27 protein-coding genes are annotated in these 22,313 nt (G+C 61.4%); 10 read left to right on the top strand and 17 right to left on the bottom strand.

Features of this window, described 5'->3' with window-relative positions:
- The 5 genes from AUL38_RS00970 to AUL38_RS00950 all read right to left on the bottom strand — a co-directional run.
- Window positions 1–1,785: AAA family ATPase (locus tag AUL38_RS00970; RefSeq protein ID WP_059058398.1), on the bottom strand; the 1,785-nt coding region annotated here is incomplete at its 3' end.
- Window positions 1,782–3,227, bottom strand: coding sequence for a 3' terminal RNA ribose 2'-O-methyltransferase Hen1 (locus AUL38_RS00965; protein ID WP_059058396.1), 1,446 nt, complete (start codon window positions 3,225–3,227; stop codon window positions 1,782–1,784). The genes AUL38_RS00970 and AUL38_RS00965, both read right to left, overlap by 4 nt.
- 104 nt (window positions 3,228–3,331) lie before the next feature.
- Window positions 3,332–4,042, bottom strand: a complete 711-nt coding sequence (locus AUL38_RS00960) for a hypothetical protein (RefSeq protein WP_059058394.1) — start codon at window positions 4,040–4,042, stop codon at window positions 3,332–3,334.
- Window positions 4,039–4,965: an ABC transporter ATP-binding protein gene (locus AUL38_RS00955; RefSeq protein WP_059058392.1), complete on the bottom strand. Its 927-nt coding sequence runs from the start codon at window positions 4,963–4,965 to the stop codon at window positions 4,039–4,041. The genes AUL38_RS00960 and AUL38_RS00955 overlap by 4 nt, the downstream gene beginning before the upstream one ends.
- A gap of 8 nt (window positions 4,966–4,973) precedes the next feature.
- Window positions 4,974–5,366 (bottom strand): GntR family transcriptional regulator, encoded by a 393-nt coding sequence (locus AUL38_RS00950; RefSeq protein WP_059058390.1) that lies wholly within the window; start codon window positions 5,364–5,366, stop codon window positions 4,974–4,976.
- A gap of 204 nt (window positions 5,367–5,570) precedes the next feature.
- Between AUL38_RS00950 and AUL38_RS00945 the strand changes: the two genes are divergently transcribed.
- Window positions 5,571–6,473: a hypothetical protein gene (locus AUL38_RS00945; protein WP_059058387.1), complete on the top strand. Its 903-nt coding sequence runs from the start codon at window positions 5,571–5,573 to the stop codon at window positions 6,471–6,473.
- Window positions 6,474–6,558: 85 nt separating this feature from the next.
- Here AUL38_RS00945 and AUL38_RS00940 read toward each other — a convergent pair whose 3' ends face one another.
- Complete coding sequence (locus AUL38_RS00940) at window positions 6,559–8,547, bottom strand: M13 family metallopeptidase (RefSeq protein ID WP_059058385.1); 1,989 nt, start codon at window positions 8,545–8,547, stop codon at window positions 6,559–6,561.
- A 94-nt stretch (window positions 8,548–8,641) separates the two neighbouring features.
- Here AUL38_RS00940 and AUL38_RS00935 point away from each other — a divergent pair, with 94 nt between their 5' ends.
- The 3 genes from AUL38_RS00935 (at window position 8,642) to nucS (ending at window position 12,110) form a co-directional block, all read left to right on the top strand.
- Complete coding sequence (locus tag AUL38_RS00935; RefSeq protein ID WP_201023651.1) at window positions 8,642–9,997, top strand: MATE family efflux transporter; 1,356 nt, start codon at window positions 8,642–8,644, stop codon at window positions 9,995–9,997.
- Window positions 9,998–10,058: 61 nt separating this feature from the next.
- The gene (locus AUL38_RS00930; protein WP_059058382.1) at window positions 10,059–11,327 is read left to right on the top strand and encodes an MFS transporter; all 1,269 of its coding nucleotides are present in this window, start codon (window positions 10,059–10,061) and stop codon (window positions 11,325–11,327) included.
- Window positions 11,328–11,336: 9 nt separating this feature from the next.
- A complete protein-coding gene (gene nucS, locus AUL38_RS00925; protein ID WP_059058381.1) occupies window positions 11,337–12,110 on the top strand; it encodes an endonuclease NucS in 774 nt (257 codons plus the stop codon).
- On the opposite strand, the gene AUL38_RS00920 is transcribed toward nucS, so the two are convergent.
- Window positions 12,107–12,745: a hypothetical protein gene (locus tag AUL38_RS00920; protein ID WP_153006417.1), complete on the bottom strand. Its 639-nt coding sequence runs from the start codon at window positions 12,743–12,745 to the stop codon at window positions 12,107–12,109. The two genes, nucS and AUL38_RS00920, sit on opposite strands and share 4 nt — an antisense overlap.
- A 107-nt stretch (window positions 12,746–12,852) precedes the next feature.
- Here AUL38_RS00920 and AUL38_RS17035 point away from each other — a divergent pair, with 107 nt between their 5' ends.
- Window positions 12,853–13,083, top strand: coding sequence for a hypothetical protein (locus AUL38_RS17035; RefSeq protein ID WP_153006416.1), 231 nt, complete (start codon window positions 12,853–12,855; stop codon window positions 13,081–13,083).
- On the opposite strand, the gene AUL38_RS00910 is transcribed toward AUL38_RS17035, so the two are convergent.
- Window positions 13,059–13,262 (bottom strand): hypothetical protein, encoded by a 204-nt coding sequence (locus tag AUL38_RS00910; RefSeq protein ID WP_059058374.1) that lies wholly within the window; start codon window positions 13,260–13,262, stop codon window positions 13,059–13,061. The two genes, AUL38_RS17035 and AUL38_RS00910, sit on opposite strands and share 25 nt — an antisense overlap.
- A gap of 22 nt (window positions 13,263–13,284) precedes the next feature.
- Between AUL38_RS00910 and AUL38_RS00905 the strand changes: the two genes are divergently transcribed.
- From AUL38_RS00905 to AUL38_RS00885, 5 genes are read left to right on the top strand one after another with little or no spacing between them, the layout of a single operon-like run.
- Entirely contained in the window at window positions 13,285–13,506 is a 222-nt protein-coding gene (locus AUL38_RS00905; RefSeq protein ID WP_059058372.1) for a hypothetical protein, read from the top strand.
- The gene (locus AUL38_RS00900) at window positions 13,506–13,685 is read left to right on the top strand and encodes a hypothetical protein (protein WP_059058370.1); all 180 of its coding nucleotides are present in this window, start codon (window positions 13,506–13,508) and stop codon (window positions 13,683–13,685) included. The genes AUL38_RS00905 and AUL38_RS00900 overlap by 1 nt, the downstream gene beginning before the upstream one ends.
- A 45-nt stretch (window positions 13,686–13,730) precedes the next feature.
- On the top strand, window positions 13,731–15,947 hold the full coding sequence (locus AUL38_RS17030; protein ID WP_153006415.1) for a type IV secretory system conjugative DNA transfer family protein: 2,217 nt from the start codon (window positions 13,731–13,733) through the stop codon (window positions 15,945–15,947).
- Window positions 15,948–15,949: 2 nt separating this feature from the next.
- On the top strand, window positions 15,950–16,225 hold the full coding sequence (locus AUL38_RS00890; protein ID WP_059058365.1) for a hypothetical protein: 276 nt from the start codon (window positions 15,950–15,952) through the stop codon (window positions 16,223–16,225).
- 38 nt (window positions 16,226–16,263) lie between these two features.
- Window positions 16,264–16,842, top strand: coding sequence for a hypothetical protein (locus AUL38_RS00885; protein ID WP_059058362.1), 579 nt, complete (start codon window positions 16,264–16,266; stop codon window positions 16,840–16,842).
- A 51-nt stretch (window positions 16,843–16,893) separates the two neighbouring features.
- Here AUL38_RS00885 and AUL38_RS00880 read toward each other — a convergent pair whose 3' ends face one another.
- The 9 genes from AUL38_RS00880 to AUL38_RS00845 form a co-directional block, all read right to left on the bottom strand.
- A complete protein-coding gene (locus tag AUL38_RS00880; protein ID WP_059058360.1) occupies window positions 16,894–17,205 on the bottom strand; it encodes an Lsr2 family protein in 312 nt (103 codons plus the stop codon).
- A 142-nt stretch (window positions 17,206–17,347) separates the two neighbouring features.
- On the bottom strand, window positions 17,348–18,295 hold the full coding sequence (locus AUL38_RS00875) for a LysM peptidoglycan-binding domain-containing protein (protein WP_059058358.1): 948 nt from the start codon (window positions 18,293–18,295) through the stop codon (window positions 17,348–17,350).
- Window positions 18,295–18,504, bottom strand: coding sequence for a hypothetical protein (locus AUL38_RS00870; protein WP_059058356.1), 210 nt, complete (start codon window positions 18,502–18,504; stop codon window positions 18,295–18,297). Before AUL38_RS00870 ends, AUL38_RS00875 begins: the two co-directional genes overlap by 1 nt.
- Before the next feature lie 17 nt (window positions 18,505–18,521).
- The gene (locus AUL38_RS00865) at window positions 18,522–18,782 is read right to left on the bottom strand and encodes a hypothetical protein (protein ID WP_059058354.1); all 261 of its coding nucleotides are present in this window, start codon (window positions 18,780–18,782) and stop codon (window positions 18,522–18,524) included.
- A 268-nt stretch (window positions 18,783–19,050) separates the two neighbouring features.
- Complete coding sequence (locus tag AUL38_RS17025; protein ID WP_153006414.1) at window positions 19,051–19,929, bottom strand: hypothetical protein; 879 nt, start codon at window positions 19,927–19,929, stop codon at window positions 19,051–19,053.
- Window positions 19,930–19,949: 20 nt separating this feature from the next.
- Window positions 19,950–20,375, bottom strand: coding sequence for a hypothetical protein (locus AUL38_RS00860; protein ID WP_059058352.1), 426 nt, complete (start codon window positions 20,373–20,375; stop codon window positions 19,950–19,952).
- Between the two features lie 26 nt (window positions 20,376–20,401).
- Window positions 20,402–20,911: a hypothetical protein gene (locus tag AUL38_RS00855; protein WP_153006413.1), complete on the bottom strand. Its 510-nt coding sequence runs from the start codon at window positions 20,909–20,911 to the stop codon at window positions 20,402–20,404.
- A 5-nt stretch (window positions 20,912–20,916) separates the two neighbouring features.
- Window positions 20,917–21,450, bottom strand: coding sequence for a hypothetical protein (locus AUL38_RS17020; RefSeq protein WP_153006412.1), 534 nt, complete (start codon window positions 21,448–21,450; stop codon window positions 20,917–20,919).
- The gene (locus AUL38_RS00845; protein WP_059058346.1) at window positions 21,447–22,019 is read right to left on the bottom strand and encodes a hypothetical protein; all 573 of its coding nucleotides are present in this window, start codon (window positions 22,017–22,019) and stop codon (window positions 21,447–21,449) included. The genes AUL38_RS17020 and AUL38_RS00845 overlap by 4 nt, the downstream gene beginning before the upstream one ends.
- Window positions 22,020–22,313 lie beyond the last annotated feature (294 nt).

Below are 22,313 nucleotides of genomic sequence, written 5' to 3'. Positions count from 1 at the left end.
GTAGACGATCCCGCTCTCGCCCGGCTCGCCGCCGAAGCGCCGCGCGGCGGTCTCGGCGTCGCGGCTCAGCAGCACGACCGCGCGCGATCCCATATGTTTCTCCTCGCAGACCACGCGCTCGACGCCAGCGGCGGCAAACGCCTTGAACGCCTCGCGCGGGTGTTCGAGGTACCCCGGTTCGGAGCTCGTCGGCGACGGCGCCATCGTCGGCGGCAGGTACGGCAGCCACGAGGGCGCAACGGCAAAGCGGCTGAGCGTTTCGAACCCGCCCGCGGCCTGCTCGGCGCGGACGCTCACCTTCCCGTGAAGGGAGGTCTCGACGATTCGGCGGCCGAGCACGTCGGCGGAGCGCAGCTCGCCCGCGGCGCGCGGGGTCGCGGGCTGGGCCTGGTCGCCTGGCTGACTGGCATTCTCGCTCGACGTGCTGCGGGCGCTACCCGCGGCACGTCCGCTTTCTGCCCCGCCTGAGGCCGGCGCGCCTCCTCCGGCTTGACTGCCGCGCGGGGCGGTTAGCGGCCGGATCGGGTCCGCGTAGCGTTCGAGCGCGGGCACCTGCACGAGCTCGCGCTCGGGGTAGCGCAGCGCCGAGAGCTTTCCGCCGAAGACGCAGCCCGTGTCGAGGCACATCACGTTGTTGCGCCACTCGGCTTCCTGCACGGGGGTGTGGCCGTGCAGCACGACGGCCTGTCCGCGGTAGTCGGCGGCCCAGTCGAGCCGCACCGGCAGCCCGTACTCGTCGGTCTCGCCCGTCGTGTCGCCGTACAGCGCGAACGCGCGCACGCGCCCCGAACTGCGCCCGTGGTACGCCTCTTTCAGGCCGGCGTGCGCGACGACGAGTTTGCCATCGTCGAGCACGAGGTGCGAGACCAATCCGTGCGCCCACTCGCGCACCTCGCGCCGGAACTCGTCGCTCTCCTGGCTGAGCTGCAGCATTGTCTCGGCGAGGCCGTGCGTCATCGTCTTGCGTTTGCCGTCGAGCGCGGCAACGAGTTTTTCCTCGTGGTTGCCCGGGACGGCAAGCGCGTGCCCGGCCTGATGCATGCCCATCGCGAGCCGCAGCACCCCGACCGAGTCGGGGCCGCGGTCAACGAGGTCGCCAAGGAACAGCGCGCGGCGTCCCTCGGGGTGGGTGGCGTCAACGGCACGCCCCGTGTCGTCGCGGTGGATCGCATACCCGAGCTCGCCCAGCAGGGTCTCGAGCTCCGGGAGGCAGCCGTGCACGTCCCCGATCACGTCGAACGGGCCGTGATCGTCGGTGAAGTCCGTGAGCAGCCGGCGGCGCACGATGCGCACCGAGGCGACCTCCTCGGGCGTGCTGAGCACGTGTACCCCACGGAATCCCTCGCGGCGCAGCCCCTTGAGCGACCGCCTGAGCTGCCCCTGGTGGCGGCGGATCACGCGCGCTCCGCGCGGGGTGTCGTCGCGGCCGCGATCGTGCTCGAGCAGCACGGACTCAGCGAGGTCGAACACGATTGCGACCGGGAGCACGTCGTGGTCGCGCGCCAGCTGGATGAGCGAGGCGCGGGCATCGACCTGCACATTCGTCGCGTCGATGACGGTGAGGAGGCCCGCCTGCAGCCGCTTCGCTGCGATCGTGTGCAGCACGTCGAATGCGGCTTGGGTGGCGCTCTGATCGTTCGGGTCGTTGGAGACGAGGCCCCGGCATTCGTCGCTCGAGATCGATTCGTAGCGGCCGAAGTGCTCGCGTGCGAACCGCGTCTTGCCCGAGCCAGAGGCACCATCAAGCAGGACGAGGGCGACCTCGGGGATCGAAATCTCGGTCATGCGGTCTCTCCTGGCGTTGTGGCGCTTCGGGTCTCTGGGGAGTGCTCCCTGGTGAAGGTCGCGAGCTGGGTTGCGTGCCCGAGCGCTGCGTCCGCGGGGCCGATCCCCGACAGCTCGACGGTGTACCCGTGGGTGTCTGCAACCCGCCCAGCCCAGGCGGCGAACTCCGCCCGCGTCCATTCGAAGCGGTGGTCGTGGTTGCGGAGCTCCCCCGCCGCGAGCCCCGGATATGCGGCGTTGTATTCGATGTTCGGCGTCGTCACGAGCACGTGAGCTGGCCCGGCATCGGCGAAGACCGTGCGCTCGGCGACCGGGAGTCGATCGAGATCGAGGTGCTCGATCACCTCCATGAGGACCATCGCGTCAAAGCCGCGCAGCCGGTCGTCGCGATAGGTGAGCGACGCCTGGATGAGCCCGACCTTCTCCCGGATCGCGTCGGGGGCCTCGTCGAGCCGGAGCCGCTTGGCGGCCTGCGCGAGCGCGTGCGCCGACACGTCGGCACCGACGAGCCTCGTGATGCGTGGGTCGCGCGCGAGCGGCGCGAGCAGTGCGCCCTGCCCGCACCCCATGTCGAGCACGCTCGCGGCTCCCAGCCGCGTGAGTTCCGCGTGCACCGCCTCGCCCCGCTGCCGAGCGAGCGACGGGAGGCGCGCCGGCTGTTCCGGCTCGCTGGCAGCGGTGTCTGCAGCGGCGGCGGTGCCCGCGGGTGGCGCACTCGGGGCCACTTCGCCGGCGGCCTCGATGAGGTCGCGCTGATACCGCAGGGAGCGTCGCAGAATGAGCTCGCGCTCGGGGTGGTCGCCGAGCCAGTCGCCGCCGTGGCGCAGCAGCGTCTCGGGCTCCGACTGATCGACCCAGTAGTGCTTCGCATTGTCGAGCACAGGCAACAGCACGGTGAGCTGCTGCAGCGCGTGCCGCAGCACGGCCGTGCCGGTCAACCGCACGTCGAAGATGTCGGAGTCGCCCCAGGCGGGTACCTCGGGGTCGAGCGGCAGCGCCGTCGCTTCGACCCGCCAGCCGAGCGGCGCAAACAGCCGCTCGATGAGCTGCACCCCGTCGGCGCAGGCGACCGTTGGCAGATGCATCTCGAGGTCGAGGGGCGCGGTGACGCGGTCGGGCCGGGCATCGCAGTTCCCCGCGAGCGCGGTGCCGTAGACGCCGCGCATCGCGCCGACGAGGAGCGACGACGCGACGTACGGACGGTCGTTGACGTACTGGCCGAGCGTGAAACTCTCGAGCGCGGCGCCCTGGCCGCGCAGCAGGCCGATCGGATCGACGTCGAGCATGAGGGCAACCGTGCAGCGCTCCTCAGAGAGCTCGGTGCAGAACACGCTCGTCTGGCCGACCGACAGCTTCCGCGTGTGCGCGCGGCCCGGATGCTTATGGAGCAGGAACGTCAGATCCTCGACCGGGGCGGTGGTGGTGCTCAGCGTTAAGTACACACGGACATTGTCGCACGGGCCGGTCAAGCGCATAGCAGCCTCGCCGAGCGCTGCGGGGCAACGCACCGGAATCGGTGAGCTGCCCCGCGCACTGCCGCAGTCGGCTAGCGTACCGAGGCTCTGCGCATCACGATCCAGGTACCGAACAACGAGAGGAGCGCGAGGCCGAGTGCGACGGCCGCGATGAGCGGGCGCGTGACTGCCGCGATGATCTCCTGCGAGTAGGGCACGAAGAGGAACAGCAGCCCGGCGAGCACAACCGCGAGCACGAGCGCCGTCAGCAGCGGCCCCTTCGAGCCGAAGCGCACCCATACCCCGCCGAAGAAGCCGCCAATCGACACCGAGACGAAGGTGAGCAGAAACGCTGTCGCCCCGAGAACGAGCGGGTTGCCGTTGCCGAGCACGAACACATCGATCGCATAAATGTTCGCGAACCAGTGGTCGGTGGCAAGCTCGAGCCCGAGCAGCACGAGCAGCAGCAGGGCGACGTATGCGGAGAGAATGACATTCGCGAGCGCCGTTCCCCACACATAGGAGCGGCGAGTGGCCCCGAGCGCGAGCGCGAAGGGGTAGGTCGTCGCGATCGCTTGCACACCGTAGTAAATCAAGAAGCCGGGCAGCGCGAACACCAGGGCATTGTTCTGCCGCATGATGTCGAGATAGTCACCCATCCCACCGAAGACTTCGGCGCGTTGCAGGATCAGGGAGACCAGCGCAGTGACCAGCATCACAGTGCCGACGATTTGCGCTGGCGCGCTAAACATCGCCTGCGGCTTATTCAGGTGGAGACGGGTGACCTTCACAAGTGAGTTCATGCGCCTGCCTCCTGAGTCAGATTCGCGGCCACGGGCGTACTCCCAGGGCTCTGCTCGCGGTCGAAACCGTACGCCGAGACGAGCTCCTGCAGCGACACGGGGCCGAGTTCGACGCCACCGAGCTCGGCGGCCTCGCGGTCGGCCGCATTCGGGGCCCCCTCAACGACAAGGGTGGCGAGCCCGCCAACGCGGTGCGTCGACAGCGTACGCCGCGCCGCGGCGTACGCCTCGACCGCTGCAACGGGCCCGGCCACCGAGTGCGCCGCGCTGCGCAGCTCGTCGACGTCGGCGTCTTGCACCACGCGCCCCCGCTCGAGAATCACGACGCGTTCGAGCAGGCGATCCATCTCGTCGATGAGGTGCGTTGACAGGATGATCGTGCGCGGCACCTCCTGGTAGTCGCGCAGCAATACGTCATAGAAGTACGAGCGCGCTGTCGCGTCGAGGCCGAGGTATGGCTCGTCGAAGAACGTGATCGGGGCGCGTGAGGCGAGGCCGAGCACGATGCCGAGCGAGGACAGCTGGCCGCGCGACAGCTTGGTGATGTCTGTCTTTGCCGGAATCCGAAAGAGTCCGACGAGCTCGTCGGCGAGCTCCTGGCTCCAGTTCGGGTAGAAGATGCGCGCGGCACCCAGCGCGTGCTTCAGGCGATAGTTATCTGGGTAGCGCTGGTTGTCGCGGATGAAGCAGAGCTTCTCGAGCACCTTCGCGTGTTCGAACGGCTGCTCGCCGTCAATCAGTACCTCTCCCGAGGTGGGGAGCACCTGTGCGGTGGCGAGCGCCATGAGCGTGGTCTTGCCCGCGCCGTTACGGCCGAGGAGGCCAGTGATGGTGTTGGCGTGGATCTTCAGCGTCACGTCGTCGAGCGCGTGGGTGTCGCCGTAGCTCCGCGTGAGGCCGCGGGTTTCAATCGCGTATGTCATGAGGGTTCTCAATCTGTGGTCGGCGGGGCGCTAGTGGAAACGCCGCCTGGCTGAGCGTCTGCGATGAGGCGGATGAGGGCCTCTCGGTCGAGCCCAATGGTCCGAGCCTCCGTGAGAAGGGGCTCGATGAAGTCTGTGGTGAAGCGTTCGCGTCGCTCTGCGGCGACCCGCTCCGTTGCGCCTTCGGCAACGAACATTCCGATGCCCCGTCGCTTGACGAGGATGCCCTGGTCGACGAGGAGGCCGAGGCCCTTGCCAGCGGTCGCCGGGTTGATGCGCAGGTAGGCCGCAAGTTCATTCGTCGAGGGAACCTGCTCGCCCTCCGCGTATCGCCCGCGAAGGATGTCATCGACGATGCCCTCGGCGATCTGCTGGAAAATCGGCCTGGAGTCTTCGAACACGCGTTACCTCGATCTTCGCGGACTGTTTATTCCTCTAAGCATCCTATCCACCTCCCTGGTTCATTACTTCACTAATGAACCTAGGAGGTGATTCGAGGTTTGTCAATTGCCGCGCATACCGCACCCCTCGTCCACGCAGACGCTCGCCGTTTCCCGACAGCGAACAGATACCTTCCGCACAGGCTCACTCCGTAGCATGTTGCTATGAATCAGCCCCGCTATGCGCCCCGGCCTGAAGAGCCCGTCATCGTCATCGATGCTGCGCCGCAGGCTGCCTCCGCACCCGGCTCACAGCATCACCACCACCCGATGGTGGCGAAGGCGCTCGACGGCGTCCTCACCGTGCAGCGACCGATCGTGCTCGCGCACCTCAAGCGCATTCGCGCACGCCACCCGGGCGCCAGCCCGCAACAGCTCGTCGAGATGCTCGAGCGCCACTACGTGAACAGTGTCATGGCGGGCGGCGCCGGCGTCGGCGCGGCAGCGGCGATCCCAGCAGTCGGCACCGCTGCGGCGCTCGCCATCGCAGGCGCCGAAACGATCGGCTTCATCGAGGCCACCGCGCTCTTCGCGCACGCCATCGCCGAGGTGCACGGCATCGTGCTCACCGACCGCGATCGCACGCACGCCCTCATCCTCGCGCTCATGCTCGGCGAGGAGGGGGCGACGCTCCTGCGCCAGGTCACCGGCCAGGTCGCCGGCGGCATGGCGCGGGGCGCCTTTTGGAGCGAGATCGTCACCACCGCGATGCCGAAGAACCTCGTCAGCCCTGCCCTCGAGCAGCTGCGCTCCATGTTTCTGAAGAAGCTCGCAAAAACCGGCACCGCGTCCGTCATCGGCAAGGTGCTGCCCTACGGCGTTGGCGCCGTCATCGGCGGAACGGGAAACCGGATGCTCGGCCGTCGCGTCGTCCGCTCAGCCCGCATCGCCTTCGGCCCTGCACCACACGCATACCCCGAGAACCTCGCAGCGATTCCGCCGCGGATGCCGCGACAGGTGCGCCGCGCGGAGCGGAAGCAACTGAGCATCGAGCGCAAGCAGCTCACGGCAGAGCGGAAGCAGCTCACGCGCTTCGGCGCGGATCCAGACCTCACTCTGCCCAACTAGCGCTCGACAGCGCGCCAACACACAGCAGCGGCGGCACCGCTCGCACTGAATGGATGCCGCCGCTGCTGGAACGCAGAGCGGTGATCTACCAGATGCTCACGCGCTCCTCGGGGGCGAGGTAGAGACCATCCCCCGGCTTCGTCGCGTACGCCTCATGGAAGGCGTCGAGGTTCTTCAGGATCTGGTTGCAGCGGAACTCGTTCGGCGAGTGCGGGTCGATCGTCAGGAGGCGTACGACCTCGGCGGGCCGTGACTTCTGCTGCCACGCCTGCGCCCACGCGAGGAAGAAGCGCTCGGCGCCCGTGAGGCCATCGATGACGGGCGACTCGGCGCCGGCGAGTGAGCGCAGGTACGCCTTCCACGCGATCTCGAGACCCGACAGGTCGCCGATGTTCTCGCCGATCGTCAGCTCGCCGTTGACGGTCTGCCCGTCAGCGCCCTCGGGTGAGAGCTCGTTGTACTGGCCGATGAGCGCGCCCGTGAGCTTCTCGAAGGCCTCGCGATCCTGCTCGGTCCACCAGTCGGTGAGCTTGCCGTCGCCGTCGTAGCGCGAGCCCTGATCATCGAAGCCGTGCCCAATCTCGTGGCCGATGACCGCGCCGATCGCACCGAAGTTCGTCGCCGCGTCCCACTCGACGTGGAAGAACGGGGGCTGCAGAATCGCTGCGGGGAAGACGATCTCGTTCATGCCCGGGTTGTAGTACGCGTTCACCGTCTGCGGGGTCATGAACCACTCGTTCGTGTCGATCGGCTTGCCGATCTTGCCGAACTCGCGCTGGAACTCGTATTCGGCGACGCGGTGCGAGTTGCCGACGAGGTCGCTCGAGTCTGCGGCGAGCGCCGAATAGTCGCGCCACTGCTCGGGGTACCCGATCGTCGGGGTGAACTTGCCAAGCTTTTCGAGCGCGCGCTCGCGGGTGCCCTCGCCCATCCAGGAGAGCTCCTTGATGGAGTCACTGTAGGCACCGATGAGGTGACCGACGAGCTCGTCCATCGCGGCCTTCGAGCTCTCGTCGAAGTGCTGCTCGACGTAGATGCGGCCGACGGCCTCGCCCATCGCGCCCTCGACGAACGAGACACCGCGACGCCAGCGCTCGCGCTGCTCGGTCGCGCCGGTGAGCGCGGTGCCGTAGAAGTCGAAGTTGGCGCGCGACATCTCCTGCGTGAGGAGCGCGGCGGAGGATCGCACGATCGACCATGCGAGCCACGCCTGCCACGCCTCGAGCTCGTCCTCGACGAGCAGGGCGGAGAGGCCGGCGAGCGCGTCGGGCTGGGCGGCAACGACCTCGGCGAATGCGGCCTCGGGGGCGCCCATCGCCGCGATGTACGCGGTCCAGTCGAGCTCGGGAGTGATTTCCTGGAGGCCTGCGAAGTCGCGGAGGTTGTAGAGCTTCTGGATGTCGCGGCTTGCGACGGTGTCCCAGTGCGTCGCGGCGATGCGCGTCTCGAGGTCGAAGGCGAGGCGCGCGAGGCGAGCCGGGTCGCCCGCGGTCGCGGCGCCGACACCCGCGAGGGTGAGCATGCGCTCGATGTGTGCGACGTACTGCTCGCGGATCTCGGCGAACTGCTCCTCGCGGTAGTAGGACTCGTCGGGCAGGCCGATGCCGCCCTGCATCACGAACAGGATGTAGCGTGCGGGGTCGCCCGGGTCGTTGTCGATGAACATGCCGTAGAAGCCGCCGAGGCCCTGGCGCTCGAGTTCCGCAGTGACGCGGATGAGCTCGGGGATCGAGGGGATCGACAGCGCACGGTCGAGGTCGGCCCGAATGGGCTCGGCGCCGAGCGCGTCGATACGCTCGGTGTCCATGAAGCTCGTGTAGAGCGCGGCGACCTTGTCGGGCTCGGCTTCGGCGCCGCCCTCGATGAGGCCGGGTGCCGGCGACTCGGTGCCGGTGATGATGTCTCGCACGGCTTCTTCGGCGTTCTCGGCGAGCACCGCGAAGGATCCGTACCGTGCCTTATCTGCGGGGATCTCCGTGCGGTCGATCCACTTCCCGTTCATGTGCCGAAACAGATCGTCCTGTGGCCGCACCGACGCGTCGACTTCGGTGATATCAATACCGGAATTGCTCATGGCCTCAGCCTAGCCGCGGCTGCTTGGGGCGCGCAGGGCGTTCACTCTCAGCGATCCGGCACGGGTGTCGCTGGCTGCCGATACCCTGGTGCTCATGTCTGGGGACGATATTCACGCAGGGGGCGATCGCGAGCGCCGCCGCATGATCGATCGCAGGATCGCGGGCCTCGCCATCCCGGCTCTCGGGGCGCTCATCGTCGAGCCGCTCCTCCTCACCCTCGACGCGATCTTCATCGGTCACCTCGGCGCGGCCCCGCTCGCCGGGCTCGCGATCGCGAGCGCCATTCTGCAGACAGCCGTCGGCCTGATGATCTTCCTCGCGTACTCGACGACCCCGCTGGTGGCGCGCAGGCGCGGCGCGGGCAACCTCCGGGGCGCCGTGCAGGCGGGGATCGACGGGCTCTGGCTCGCGCTCGGGATCGGCGTGGTCGTCGGCACGGCGCTCTGGCTCGTCGCCGCCCCGATCGTGCGCGCGTTCGGCGCCGACGCTGCGACGACGGCGCAGGCGCTCGCGTACCTGACGGTGTCCTGCCTCGGGATCCCCGCGATGCTCCTCGTGTTCGCCGCGACTGGGCTGCTGCGCGGGCTGCAAGACACCCGCACGCCGCTGTACGTGGCGACGATTGGTTTCTCGGCGAACGCCCTGCTCAACTGGTGGTTCATTTACGGGCTCGGTTGGGGCATCGCGGGCAGCGCGTGGGGCACGGTCGCCGCGCAGTGGGGCATGGTGCTCGTCTATGTGCTCGTCGTGGCCCGCCACGCGCGCGGGGCCGGTGCACGCTGGCTGCCGCAGCGCGACGGGCTCTCGCAGGCCGGCCGCTCGGGCGGCTGGCTGTTTATCCGCACGCTCGGGCTGCGGGCCGCCCTGTTGGCGACGGTGTTTGCGGCGACGAGCCACGGCACCGAGGCCACGGCCGCCTACCAGGTGGTGTTCACGATCTTCTCGACGGCCGCGTTCGCCCTCGATGCGCTCGCGATCGCCGCGCAGGCGCTCATCGGCGACGCGCTCGGTTCCCGCAACGCGGCGCAGGCCCGGCTCGTGGTGTCGCGCACCCTGGTCTGGGGGCTCGCCGCTGGCGCGGCGATCGGCACTGTCCTCGCGCTCGGCAGCCCCGTCATCGGGAGGGTGTTCACGAGCGATGCCGGGGTGCTCGCGCTGCTGCCACCGGCGCTCATCGTGCTGGGGATCTCGCTGCCGCTCGGTGGCGTGGTGTTCGTGCTCGACGGCGTGCTCATGGGGGCGGGAGACGCCCGCTATCTCGCCTGGACGAGCATGGTCAACCTCGCGGTCTACCTGCCCGTGCTGTGGCTCGCTACGCGACTCGTGCCCTCCGGCCCCGCAGCGCTCGTCGCCATCGTTGTGTGCTTCATGATCGTGTTCATGCTCGCCCGGGCGACCACACTCGGGCTGCGCGCCAAGAGCGGGAAGTGGATCGTCCTCGGAGCCTAGCCACAGCGTAGAATAGGCGGGTTCAGCCGCCGCGCGGTTTCCCTTTCCCGTCAGGAGCACTGTGGCTGCCCAAGACCCCACCATCTCGCCTGCGCGGTGGACGTTCGGCGTCCTCATTGTCTTCACGATGCTCGGCTTCGGGTTCGGGAACTGGCTCTCCCGCATTCCCGCCGTCCGCGACCATCTGGGCGCGTCAACCTTCGAGATGAGCGTCATCGGCCTCACCCTCGCAGCGGGATCGCTCATCGGGCTCGTCTTCGCCGGCCGCACGGTCACCTGGCTCGGGCCACGCCAATCGATCCTCGCGAGCGGGCTCGGCCAAGCAGTCTTCATGCCGCTCGGTGCGACCCTGCTCTGGTGGGGCCTTCCCGTTCCCGGCATGCTCGCCATCGCCGCGTTCGGTTTCTTCTTCAGCACCGGCGATGTCGCGATGAACGTCAGCGGCGCAGCCGCCGAGCGCGCGCTCGGAAAATCACGGATGCCGATCCTGCACGGCGGCTACAGTCTCGGCGGCGTCACCGCGATGGGCGTCGGCGCGCTCGCCGAAATGTTCAACGTCCCGGTGCCGGTACACCTCGCCATCGTGTTTGCGGTCATCGTCGCGGGGATCCTCTTCGCGGTGCAACGGATCCCTCGGATCGAGCCGAGCGCGACACCCTCCGATCCGCTACCGGTCACCACCCAGACGGGCCCGATCCAGCTCCTCACCAGTCCCGCCGCGCCGGCGGCACCACAGCCCCCGCCGAGCTACAACCCGTGGCGCGATCCGCGCATCATCGTCATCGGCCTCGTCGCGATGAGCCTGAGCCTGACCGAGGGCACCGCCACCGACTGGCTGCCGCTCGCGCTCGCCGATCACCGCGGCTTTACGAACTCCTCCGCTGCGCTCGCGCTCGGCGTCTTCTTCGTCGCGATGCTCGCGACGCGCGCCTCCGGCAGCCTGCTCCTCGCCCGTTTCGGTCGCGTGGGGGTGCTGCGCGCAAGCGCCATCATCGCCGCGGTGAGTATCGTCGGCATGAACGTGCTGCCCTTCACTTGGGCAGCCTTCGTCTGCGCGGCGCTCTGGGGCGTCGGCAGCGCGCTCGGATTCCCCATCGGCGTCTCCGCAGCCGCGGACGACCCCGCAAAGGCAGTGCGCGGCGTCGCCGCGGTATCCGCCATCGCGTACGCCGCGTATCTCATGGGGCCGATGGCGATCGGCTTCCTCGGCGAGCACTTCGGCCTGCTGCGCGCGTTCCTGCCGCTCGTCCTCTTCCTCGCATTCGTGATCGTTGCTGCGGGCGCGGCACGCGAACCGGGGCTACAGGCGGGCAAGCAGACAACCAGCTAAACTGTCACGGTGCGTATCGTGGTTGCTGACTGTGCCGTTGACTATGCGGGTCGTCTCTCGGCGCACCTGCCGCGCGCGAAGCGCGTGCTCATGCTGAAGGGCGACGGGAGCATTCTCGTGCACTCCGACGGCGGCTCATACAAGCCGCTGAACTGGATGAGCCCGCCGTGCTCACACGAGACCCTCGAACTCGACGACGAGGTGCGCGAGGCCGGCATCGTTGAGCAGTGGCAGGTCACCCACAAGAAGACCGCGGACAAGCTCATCGTGTCGCTCTTCGAGATCATCCACGACTCCTCCTATGACCTCGGGGTCGACCCGGGCCTCATCAAGGACGGCGTCGAGGCGCACCTGCAGGAGCTCCTCGCGGAGCAGATCGAGCTCGTCGGCGACGGCCACTCGCTCGTACGCCGCGAGTACATGACCGCGATCGGCCCGGTCGACATCCTCGCCCGGGACGCGAGCGGCACGTCGGTTGCCATCGAGATCAAGCGCCGCGGCGAGATCGACGGAACGATAACGCAACTACCCGCCGATAGCAAAAAGGCCCACCACGTAGCCATCGAAATCAAGCGAGTCGCCGGTATTGACGCCGTTGAGCAGTTGACTCGCTACCTCGAACTCCTCAACCGAGACCCCATCCTCGCCCCCGTTCGCGGCGTACTTGCTGCACAGCAGATCAAGCCTCAGGCACGCACACTTGCTGAGGACCGTGGGATCGAATGTCTCGTGCTGGATTACGACGCTATGCGCGGCATGGAAGATAAGAATACGCTCTTCTAATCTCGTGGGGCCGTGTAGTCCTCCCACGTCGTATAGGGCTTAAACGGCGTATCCAACGCATCACCCAGCTTGCTGAGGAAGATGTCCCTCGGACCATAGACGCCCTCATCGTCGGCCGGAGAGACTTCGCTATAGAGCTTTGCCCAGTACTGCTCCGTCCTCTCAAGTGCCGCAGGATTATCGCGCACCAGCTCGCGTATCAAAGCCCAAAGCAAAAAATTCTCGCGGTCGCCCTTAATCTCTTCATCGATAGCTTGCTCCAGTCTCGCTAGGAGCTCGTCAGCTTGATGCACGAACGCAATCGCGCCTTTCATTTCACGACGCTCGATTGTCTTGACGGTGACGTTCTCAGCAAGTGCCTGCTCTTCTCTCACCTCAGCTAGAGACATGCCTCGCCTTGGTGGCCTTAGAGCCCTAAGGAGTTCCTTGCCGCCATCCACTTCGCCAAGAGTCGACAGAATCTTTTCTACAATTTCGCGCTGGTAGTCATTTGAGATTGGACCGATAGCGACGCTTAGGTCATCCCAGTGCATGCCAACTAGTTGCATGAAATCTGCACCATTTGGAAAGCCCCCGCGCCTAGCAATGCGACGAACAGCTTTAGCGCGCTGATCAACACTGAACTCATGTTCCATGTGTCTACCCTACGCCCTTTTCATTGACATTTCGACAATCTGACCATATTCTCTAACTCGCAACGTGATGTACTTTTAACGTCTAGTTCAAGGAGGGTTAGACAATTTTGAATAACAAGGAAGTTTCAAAACCCGCACAGAGCGGGCTTGATCCCAGCATCAACGCCGCACTCCGCGAGCTGGCTGGTTGGCCCGCTCAAAGCGCAGAAGAGGGTGGCTATCAGCACCGTGTGCGTGAGCGCACGGTGCACTACGACGCCAATGGCAATGTCATCGGCGCAACGGAGTTCGTCCGCGAGGAAGACTTCCGCACTCACTTCCAGTCCTGGGGGAAGTAACGATGACTGATCTCGGCACTGTTCTGTTGGTCGTCGCCGCCATTCTCGCCGTCGTAGGCGCCGCGTTCGGCCTCTTCGTCCTTTTGGACTGGCTCCTGCGCACCTACATCGCACGCCTCAAGCGGCGTCTCTTCGTCATGGAAGTCGAACTGATGCTCGCTGAAGAAAATCTCAACCAACTAAAGAAAGAAGGTAAAGAAAATGGATGCACTGATTGCTTGGCTGACCGTCCTCATCGTCGTCGCTTTGTGGGTCGGAGGAATCGTCCTCTTCGTCATGGTCATGCTCAAGGTCAAGAGGAAGGTCACTCGCTGGGATAAGCGGGTTCAGATGGAGCGTGCAATGCGTAGCCAAATCGAAGACGCCGAGATCGAGGCAGAGATTGCCCGGAAGATTCTCCGCGAGAACGGCCAGCTGCCCTAGTGAAGAAACTCTGGTCATTCTTCTGGCTGGTGGTGGCGAGCGCGATTGCGTTCACCATCATCAGCCAGATGGTTTCTCCATACATCCCAGTTATTGCAGCGCTCTTCGTCATCGGAGTGGTGCTCACTATCTCCTACAAGGTCTACAAGTACCGCCGCTCAGGCAGGCGCAACTTCTAGTCCCTTTCCAAGTCCAGCCCAACGTGTCACATTGAGAGGCAGATCATGTTGTTCAAGAACCAAGCTGATCTGGACGCCAAGCGCGACTCCTACCGAATCACTTTCCCTGCAGACATCACTGTGGATCGTATTCAGGCTTATCTTCGAACTGCAGCAGGTGCCGTCTCTCACGGCACGAGCGGATTCTTCTTCCCGGTACGCAGCTCAATGGTGTTCGAGGTCATGGCGACACCAACCGGCATTACCCATCGGCTCATTGTTCCACGTTCGGAAGCAGAGCATCTCACCTCTCAACTTCGCACGCATGGTCGTGGCATCACGATGGCGCTTGAGGAGTCTCGTGAAGAGGTGGACTGGAACGCTGGCTCAGAGGTCTCTATGACGAGGCCTCTGAGCCAGCTCCGGGTCGGCAAGGATGAAGAAGTTTCAGCAAGCATCCTCGGCGCAATGCAACCGCTTCAGGACGATGAAATGATGCTCCTGCAGTGGGTGATCTCGCCCACCACGTTTGAACGACTCCCTTCAAAGCAAGAGAACTTCAACTCACGCGCGTCCCTTACCAAGGCGCTGCTCAACGGAGTGCAGAGCCCGTCCAATGATGAAATTGGAGACCGTCGCGCCAAGCTTTCAGAGCAGAACTTTCTTGCTGTAGGTCGCGTTCTTGCAAAGTCTCCCGACCCGGTACAGGCAACAAGGCTGGTTCGGCGCTTGGAGTCGGCTCTTTCATCGGTGAATACCGCTTCATCCCAGCTCCGCTTCAAGGCGCGAGGTGCGCGACTCAAAGACGAGTCAAACAAAGCATCCACTCCCCTGACCTTTCCTGCCCAGCTCAATATCGTCGAACTCTCAAGCCTTCTTGCCTGGCCTGTAGGTAAGCAGTTCATCCCTGGGCTTACTCGTGGCTCTTCTCGCCAGCTCTTTGCAACAGCAGAAGTATCTTCAGAAGGACGCGTCCTCGGCACTTCTACTTACTCAGGGCATGAACGTCCCATTGCGCTCCCCTACAGGTACGCCACACGTCACATGGTTGTCTCTGGAAGTTCTGGCACAGGCAAGACCGCATTCTTGGTGAACTGCTTCGCGCAAGACGTGCAGAAGGGCTACGGCGCAATTGTTATGGATGCCGGTGACAGCCAGTCGGACGAGACGATGTTCAGTGGAGCGCTCAACTCAATCCCGCCGCACAGGGTCAATGACGTCATCGTCATCAACGTTGCGAATGAGAGCAGTAGCCCTGTCGGTTTCAATATCTTCGAGCAGACTGACCCGCGAACGATCGCTGACCAAATGGTTCACCTGTTCCAAGGGCTATTCAACGATATCTCTGGTGTTTGGCTGCCTCAGCTGCTCTACCACGGCGTCTATACCCTCGCCGCTCACGGTGGACTCAGTTTCGTGGACCTGAGCACTCTTCTCTATCCCCAGACCCCTGAGGAGAAGGAGTGGGCAAACTACGTCATCAACAACGTCAAAGACCCGAATATTCGAGGCTGGTGGACGCGTTGGCAGGCGATGGACCTGTCTAAACAGCAGACGAGACTAGAGCCCCTCTATAACCGCATCTGGCAGGTACTGAGCCGGCCCGAGATTATCAACATCATCGGTCAGAGCAAGTCAACCTTCAGTATCCAGCAGGCGCTCAAGGACAACAAGATCCTCCTGATTAACCTCGCAGGATTGTCTCCAGACACTGCGAAGATCATCGGCACGCTCTTCATGAATGCCATCTGGACGTCAGCCCGCCGGATAAAGTCACCCGAGCCGAACTATCTATACCTCGACGAGTTCCAAGTGATGACCTCAAATCTCTCCGTTAACTTGGATGATTTGCTCAGCAGAGCAAGAAAACACAATCTCGGTTTGGCGATGGCCACCCAGTACTTCCAAGAAGGTGTGCCTCGAGAAGTCCGCAATGCCGCCGTCAATAACGCACTAACCAAGGTCATCTTCCGCGTCAGCTCAGAAGAAGCGCGTCTGTGGAACGCGGAGTTCGACCGTGACTTGGATAGTCGAGACTTCAAGAACCTCGGCAACTATGAGGCGTACGTAAGAGTCGCTAGCGAGAGCGGAGTAGCGGACGTCTCTCTAAAGACTCTTCCTCCTCAGGTCTCGCTTGGAACCTCTAAGGCAGTAAGGGACTCCAGCCGAGCGACTTATGGTCGGCCGCTTGTCGACGTAGTAGCGGAGCGCGAGCAGCGCCGGACTGCGCCAAAGACTTCTATCAAGAAGAAACGTCCACCTATCGGAGTAGAGGAGTGGTAATTATGAGCGATACAGCAGCGAAGCTCGACAGCTTGGAGCGCGCGGGATATTCGATGGAGCTACTCGGAGAGTCGCTGGTTGTTGAGGGGAGGGAGATCAGGCAAGCCGTGGATGTGCTCCGAGATCAGGCACAGTTCGCCATTGAACACAATGAGCCATTCATTAAGGATGCAGCGATTGAGGCAGCAGCGAGCAAGCTCAACGGCGACGTAGCTGCGAGCATCCGCTTCCAGTTTGGAATCATTCGGGACACCATTCCGCTCTTGATCAGGACATAGAAGTCCGCATCAGTTCTCAAATACAAGAAGGGGTCAAAATGCACACACTTGCAGAGTCCCAGCTGGCGGGCTGGGCATACGAGGTTATGAGCCACGCACCGAATCACGCGTTCGTGATCCTGAGCTACTCGGTTTTCAGGCAGGAAATCATGAGGCAATGGAATGAACTCAAGGAAGGAGGGATCAACTTCATCTCCTCGGAAACAGATCCGTATACGTCCTCCGCTTCCATGCTTGAAGACGTAATTCTGCGTCAAGAGCTGAAGGTGTGGACTAATGGGGGGTCCCACCTTCCACCCGACCATCCAATGAAGTCGCCTGTAGAAGCCCACCAGGAGGGGTTCACAGTACTCAACGATGTCTTTCGGGGAGTCCACGATGTATTGGGGCATGCGGCATCAGGCGGCCAGTTCGGGCCAAAGGGAGAGGAGACTGCTTGGAAGATGCACAGATCCACACTCTCGACGGTGGCTCACACAGCGCTGTGGTGCGAGACTATCGGACAGAACAAGTGGTCGAATTTCACCTTTGATCACGCGTCTATGGCGATGAAAGATCGTCCATTCCCTGAGCAAAAGAGCGGGCTTGTACCTCCGCAACTACTCAACGCTTCCTAGCATCAGCAAAGCGCCCTTGCCTCAGTCGGTAAGGGCGCTTTGCTATCTCCGCTATTTCGCTGCGTCGTATGCCTCAACAACATCGAACGGGATACGGCCCTTGGGGCTCACCTCATAGCCATTGGCGTTGGCCCACTCACGAATAGCCGCAAGGTCCTTTCGTGAGCCCTTGTTTGAAGCGCGGCCTACTGAAGCCGAGCGTGCAACCTTAACGAACGGAGCAAGTGCGTCAACGAGCTTCGCCTTGTTCTCTGCCGAAAGGTCAATCTCATAAGCCTTCCCTTCCAGCGAGAAGGTTACGGTTGAAGCCCCTTCTGAACCATCGAAGTCGTCAAGAATCTGGACAATAGTTTTGCGAGCCATACTTAGAGCCTAGTGATAAGAAAACCGTCTGAGAAGCGCTCAGACGGTCTTTATTTTGATTGCTTGGAACTCATTCATCTTTGAGCGGAGAAGCCCTCCAGTCGCGCTCTAATGCAAGCACAGAGCATTTGTTTCAGATTTCTTATTCGGCACGCTTAATGACCGTATTCGGGAGGATCATTCCACGCCACTCAATGCCGTTCTTCTCAGCTAGGCGTTGCGTATAGCCAGAGTCACCATAGAGCCCAGCTCCATTCGGCCACCAACCGTTCCTGAGGCTGATGCCACCGAGAGTCTCCCCATCTTGCACGACATGGACGCCTGTCTGATTAGTCGTGTTTGACGTGTCACTAGTCGTCGGTTTAGTCGGAGCTACGGGGGTAGACGGTGAGGTCTTAACGTAGATGTTTGGTCGATAGTAGCCGATGAGGTTTCCTGTACCGAGGGCCATCAAGTTGAAGGCATTTCCAGCGTTGGCATTCGCTGCACCTTGGTTCTGACCGAACCACTTCCCTTGGTAGTACATGGCTACGTGACCGTACTGACCGCCTCCGAAGATTCCCCAGTCTCCGTCTTGGAGACCAGCTTTACCGCCGTGCCACTTAAAACCGAGCGGCTCAATCTGGCTCTGCTGCGCCGCATAGCCTGAAGCGCCACCTGTCTTGGTCGCAACGTACTTGCCTGAGAGTGCGTACATGAACTGCTTGAAGCCCGCCACGCACTGGAGGCCGTACCCTTCGTTGAATCCCTTTCCGTTGACTGCATTGACAAAAGCGGCAGGGGTGGAGACATTGACCTTGTAATAGACAAGGCTTCCCATTTGAGGGAGGTCAGTTGGCTCACACCCGCTACCTGCGTCTTGGGGGACGTTTATCCCAGCAAGACCAGCAATTGCGTCATCGTTCTTCTTGACCGCGTCGCAGTAGGCAGCTTCCATAGCTTCGCTGTACTTCGCCCCTTCGCCATTGAATGTGCGGGAACCGTCTTCGTTTGGCGATGCCAGATACGCGAACAGTCCAACAATTGTGAGGATGAGCAGGACCACTATTGGGGTCAGGTTGTCATAGAGGAAGGACTTTAAGCGCTTCATTACGCTTGCCCCTTCGTGATCTTCTCGGCAGTAGAACCGAGGAAGTAGACGTTCACAATTGCAGTCATGCCTGTGATGGATGCAAAGATCTGCTTGGCCAGTGCAGGGAATCCCCACGTATCGCCCAAAATTAGGACGCATGCCGCAATAGCAGTCAGGACGCCGAGCGCCACTGAGATCTTCTTGTTAGTACTTGCTTTTAGCTTCATATCACCTCCTTACGGCGCTATTTATTGACCCGCTCTGGCAGCGCTTTGACTAGCTCATCGGCCTTCCCGTCAATGGAGCCGAGCTTGTCGATTACGTGCTGCTGAAAAGTGCGCTGCTCCTCATCCCGAGTCCGGCTGGCACGGATCTGCTCTTCCGAGGCGTTGGAGAGCTTGTTGATTGATTCAGCAAGAAGCCGGTTGGACTCGTTGCTCTCTTTCGTGTTGGTCGAGCTTTGCTTGAACTGCTCTTTAATCAGCCAGACCAAGACACTGACCATTGCTGCAAATATTGCGATTACGGCTAACCAAACAGACTCACCCTGCACAGCTACTGAACCGATTATGTTGATTGATCGTCATTAGTGCTTAATGTGAAGGAAAGCAGCTCGACTGTCAATAAGCATGGATTTGAGAAGATAAATTATGCGGCGTTGAGCTTTTGAGAAATACAGCACTAACGAAGAAGCAAAAGGTCTCGAGTAGATTAATGGAAAGGGTGCTTCTAAGCGCGCAATCGGCTTCTCGGGAACCATTGGAGCCTACTGCCTAACCAACCCTCTTAACAATATAACCACAAGATTTAGATGTAGCATCAACCCAACTTCCGATGGTCTGTACTGCAATTGTCGGTGATGACTTTGTAACTATCCTGCTGGTTGTAAATGACGCTAACTTACCCGCATCAACTGTATTTAGTGATGGGTTTACGTCGCCGATAATCCTCACGCCTCTTAGCTCTGATGTTGTCGCCTCGATGTAAGCGGTTACGAAAACATCTAGCTTTGCCCCGTCAGGGAATGAGCTAACGTCAATTGTGTCGGCATTGTTCCATCCTGTCGTCTGGTTAAGGGTCAGTCCGCCAGTAATAACACCGAGATCAATCTTGTCTCCCTGAAGCACAGTCAACTTCCGAGAATCGCTAATCTTGTTCGCCGCAATCACTGACACACCCGCGTCCACTCGCACCTCAGCAACTACCGAGTACGGATTGCCCGCTCCGACTGAAGCCTGAATAGCGGTAGCGTTTGGCTTCGCTGGAACGGCTGCAGCTGTGCCCTTTACAACCTTCGCTTTGGCTACACCCTTGCCGTCTAGGTTCGCTGCAGTCGGCGTTCCGCCTGGCAGGTCGACTGCGTTGTCGACGTAGATAACAACGAGATCAATACGCGGGTTAGATACATCCGCCACATCAATAGCGAGTGAGAAGTTGTTGACCAGACTGACCATTCGGGCTGATGCGACAGCAGCTGAGCCGTAGCGAATCATTGCATTGCCCGGAGCAAGAACTACTTGGAGACCAGTACCCGGTGTAACGGTAAATCCGTCGATTATGTCTCCTGTAAACATCCGAGACATATGGCGCGCATAAGCCTCAGGAGAGGGGAGCGACTTAGGGTAATTAACTACTTTAAAATCATCAAACATTCTTCTTTTCTCTTATGTCCTTAATTAACCACGTTGACCGTAAAAGTTCCAGACCCTAATGCGAAGAGATAGAACTTCAAACGGACCGCGTCTTCTGGAAATCCATAAGTGATGTAGTAGACCGACCACCGTTGCGCACCATCTACGACTGGCTTTCGCTCAATCTCAATAGCCCAACTATCAACTCGCCCTCCGCTGAGGTTTCTTGCCTTCACCTTTAGGTCTAAGCAGAACGCGCCACCAAAGGTCTCGTCGTCGGGGACATACTCAACGTCAACCCTGTGGAACTTGGGAACGTTCGGCGCACTCCCGGGGTTGATCTGCACGTCATACGGTGCAGCGCTAAAGATTCGATGCGTCAATACACTCGTGCTACCGAGTGCCTGAAATGAACCCTTTAACTCCGCACTGTCGGCAACCTGACGCTTCAGCTCTACTTGCAACATTCGCTCTGGCAAACGATCTAGGCCACTCATGCACTCAACCTCGTGACACCTATCGTGACGACATCAACGCCTGGAGCCTGCACCTTAAATGCCACCCTCGCATTTTCTTGACCGTACAGGCTCAGGAAGTAGACGCTTGTTTTTTCCACAACGTCTGTGCCTTGGAGCGGCTCAAGGAATCGAACTATCTGCGGGTTGACGCCTGTGAACGCCTCCTGCTGCCCCCTCTGGTACGTGTACTCCTGCCACGTCACGCCGTCGGTTGAGTAGAACAATGTGATTGCTACTCCCACGAGAGGGACAACCGCCGTCTCCGAAACAAGCGTGATGTAGAACTTCTCGTAGCCGGTTCCAGATCCTGTCGCCTTCTCGAGCCTTCCCGACCAATCAAAAGTATTGGCTGTCTCATTCACGTGGTAAGCGAGATTAGAACCGCTCACACGCTGGGGAGATCCCTTGCGTTCAGACGAAACCCGCCTCGATTCAAGAAGCGTCTCCCTCACACGGTTTTCCGGCAGGAAATCGAATCTCGTCACTCCCATCAGACAACCCTCACAACTGCAACAGAACCGCCGCAGCTTGCTTGTGCGCGGAGCTTTATGCGCAACGCCATCGTGCTACTCACGCCTACTCCCATGTACATGATCCGGAGCGTCCATGCGCTCTTGAGTTCGTCTTCGTAGAGGTCATCAACTGGCGCGCCGTAGTCAATCGCCGTCACTGAAAGGGTTGCGGAGTCGAATGCGTAGCCATGGCTTCCAGGACTGAACACCATCCGGTTTGCCTCACCAGTTCCATTGATTCGCACGTCCAGCTCTGGAATGACAATGGGGAACTTCTGCGTCCCATCACCTGTCACTGTGATGCGAAACTCTGCGATGTCGTAAGAGCCCGAAGTAACTGGGATAGAGGCTTCGTAGTCCCAGCCGGGAGCCCCTCCAATGACATACCCGAGTTGCCCACTCCGACCTGAGAGCCGCTGTCGAGCTTTGAGCTGCAAGGTCGTATCTGTAATGCCACGAATCCGTGCCCGTACTGATTCACTTCCTGGGATGCGATCTATTAACTCGCTCATTCCACCCCCATCTTTTCGAAGAAGAAGGTCACCGCCTCTTCGAAGCCGTTGGCGTCGAGCCTCACTTCCTTGCGCTCTACACGGTGAACTCCAGTCATGTCTTCGATGAGCTTTCGCCCCGACATTGCGAGCTGAATCCAGTCCCCTACCTGTACGTCATCTTCTGGGAGGTCTTTTCCGCTCAGCGTTATCTGTGGGAGCCTGAGTAAGTTTTTTACTCGCTCCAGCCGTGCACGCGCATTTTCATCGAGTGTGTTTTGAATTGACACCTCGTTGAATTGTGCAGGGAGTTGGCGGAGTCCGAACTCAACTTGGCTGTCTACATCGTTCTGAACTGTTATAAGCATGTCTTGGCCGAAACCAGAGCCGATGCCTATTACTTGGTTATAGAGTCCGCTTGCGCTCCTATTAAGCCGCGCATTCGAGATGGTTGAGAGGAAATTCTTACGGTCGAATACGAGACGGAAGTCAGTCCGTGGGGAGCCCACTTGCGGGTAGGTCATAACGGTCTTGTCGTGGAGCACCTTGAAGTCGAAGTTGCCCGTCTCATGGCTTGTGAGACGTTGCATGTTGAGCTTCGTACTGGATGTATAAAGCTCGTATTCACGGTCTCTCTTGACGCCTGTGACGTAGTAACCGCTCGAAGGGATGATGAGCCCATAATCACCATTTGGAACACTCTGAGCCTTCCTGATGAGGTCATAGAAGATCTCTACCGACTCGATTTGGGTGTACTTGATAGTCGGGTCTGGATAACGGTCTTTGAGGAAGTTGAGATAGCCGGTGGGTCTGATGCACGTTTAGGTGACATTCAACATGGCTAGTTTCTGCTGGCCTGGAAGGATGAACCTATGCCTCCTCGT

The sequence above is a fragment of the Leucobacter sp. G161 genome, assembly GCF_001482305.1.
Taxonomy (GTDB): Bacteria; Actinomycetota; Actinomycetes; order Actinomycetales; family Microbacteriaceae; genus Leucobacter.
Note: the sequence above shows the minus strand (reverse complement) of the source record. Positions and strands in the feature narration are given on the sequence as shown.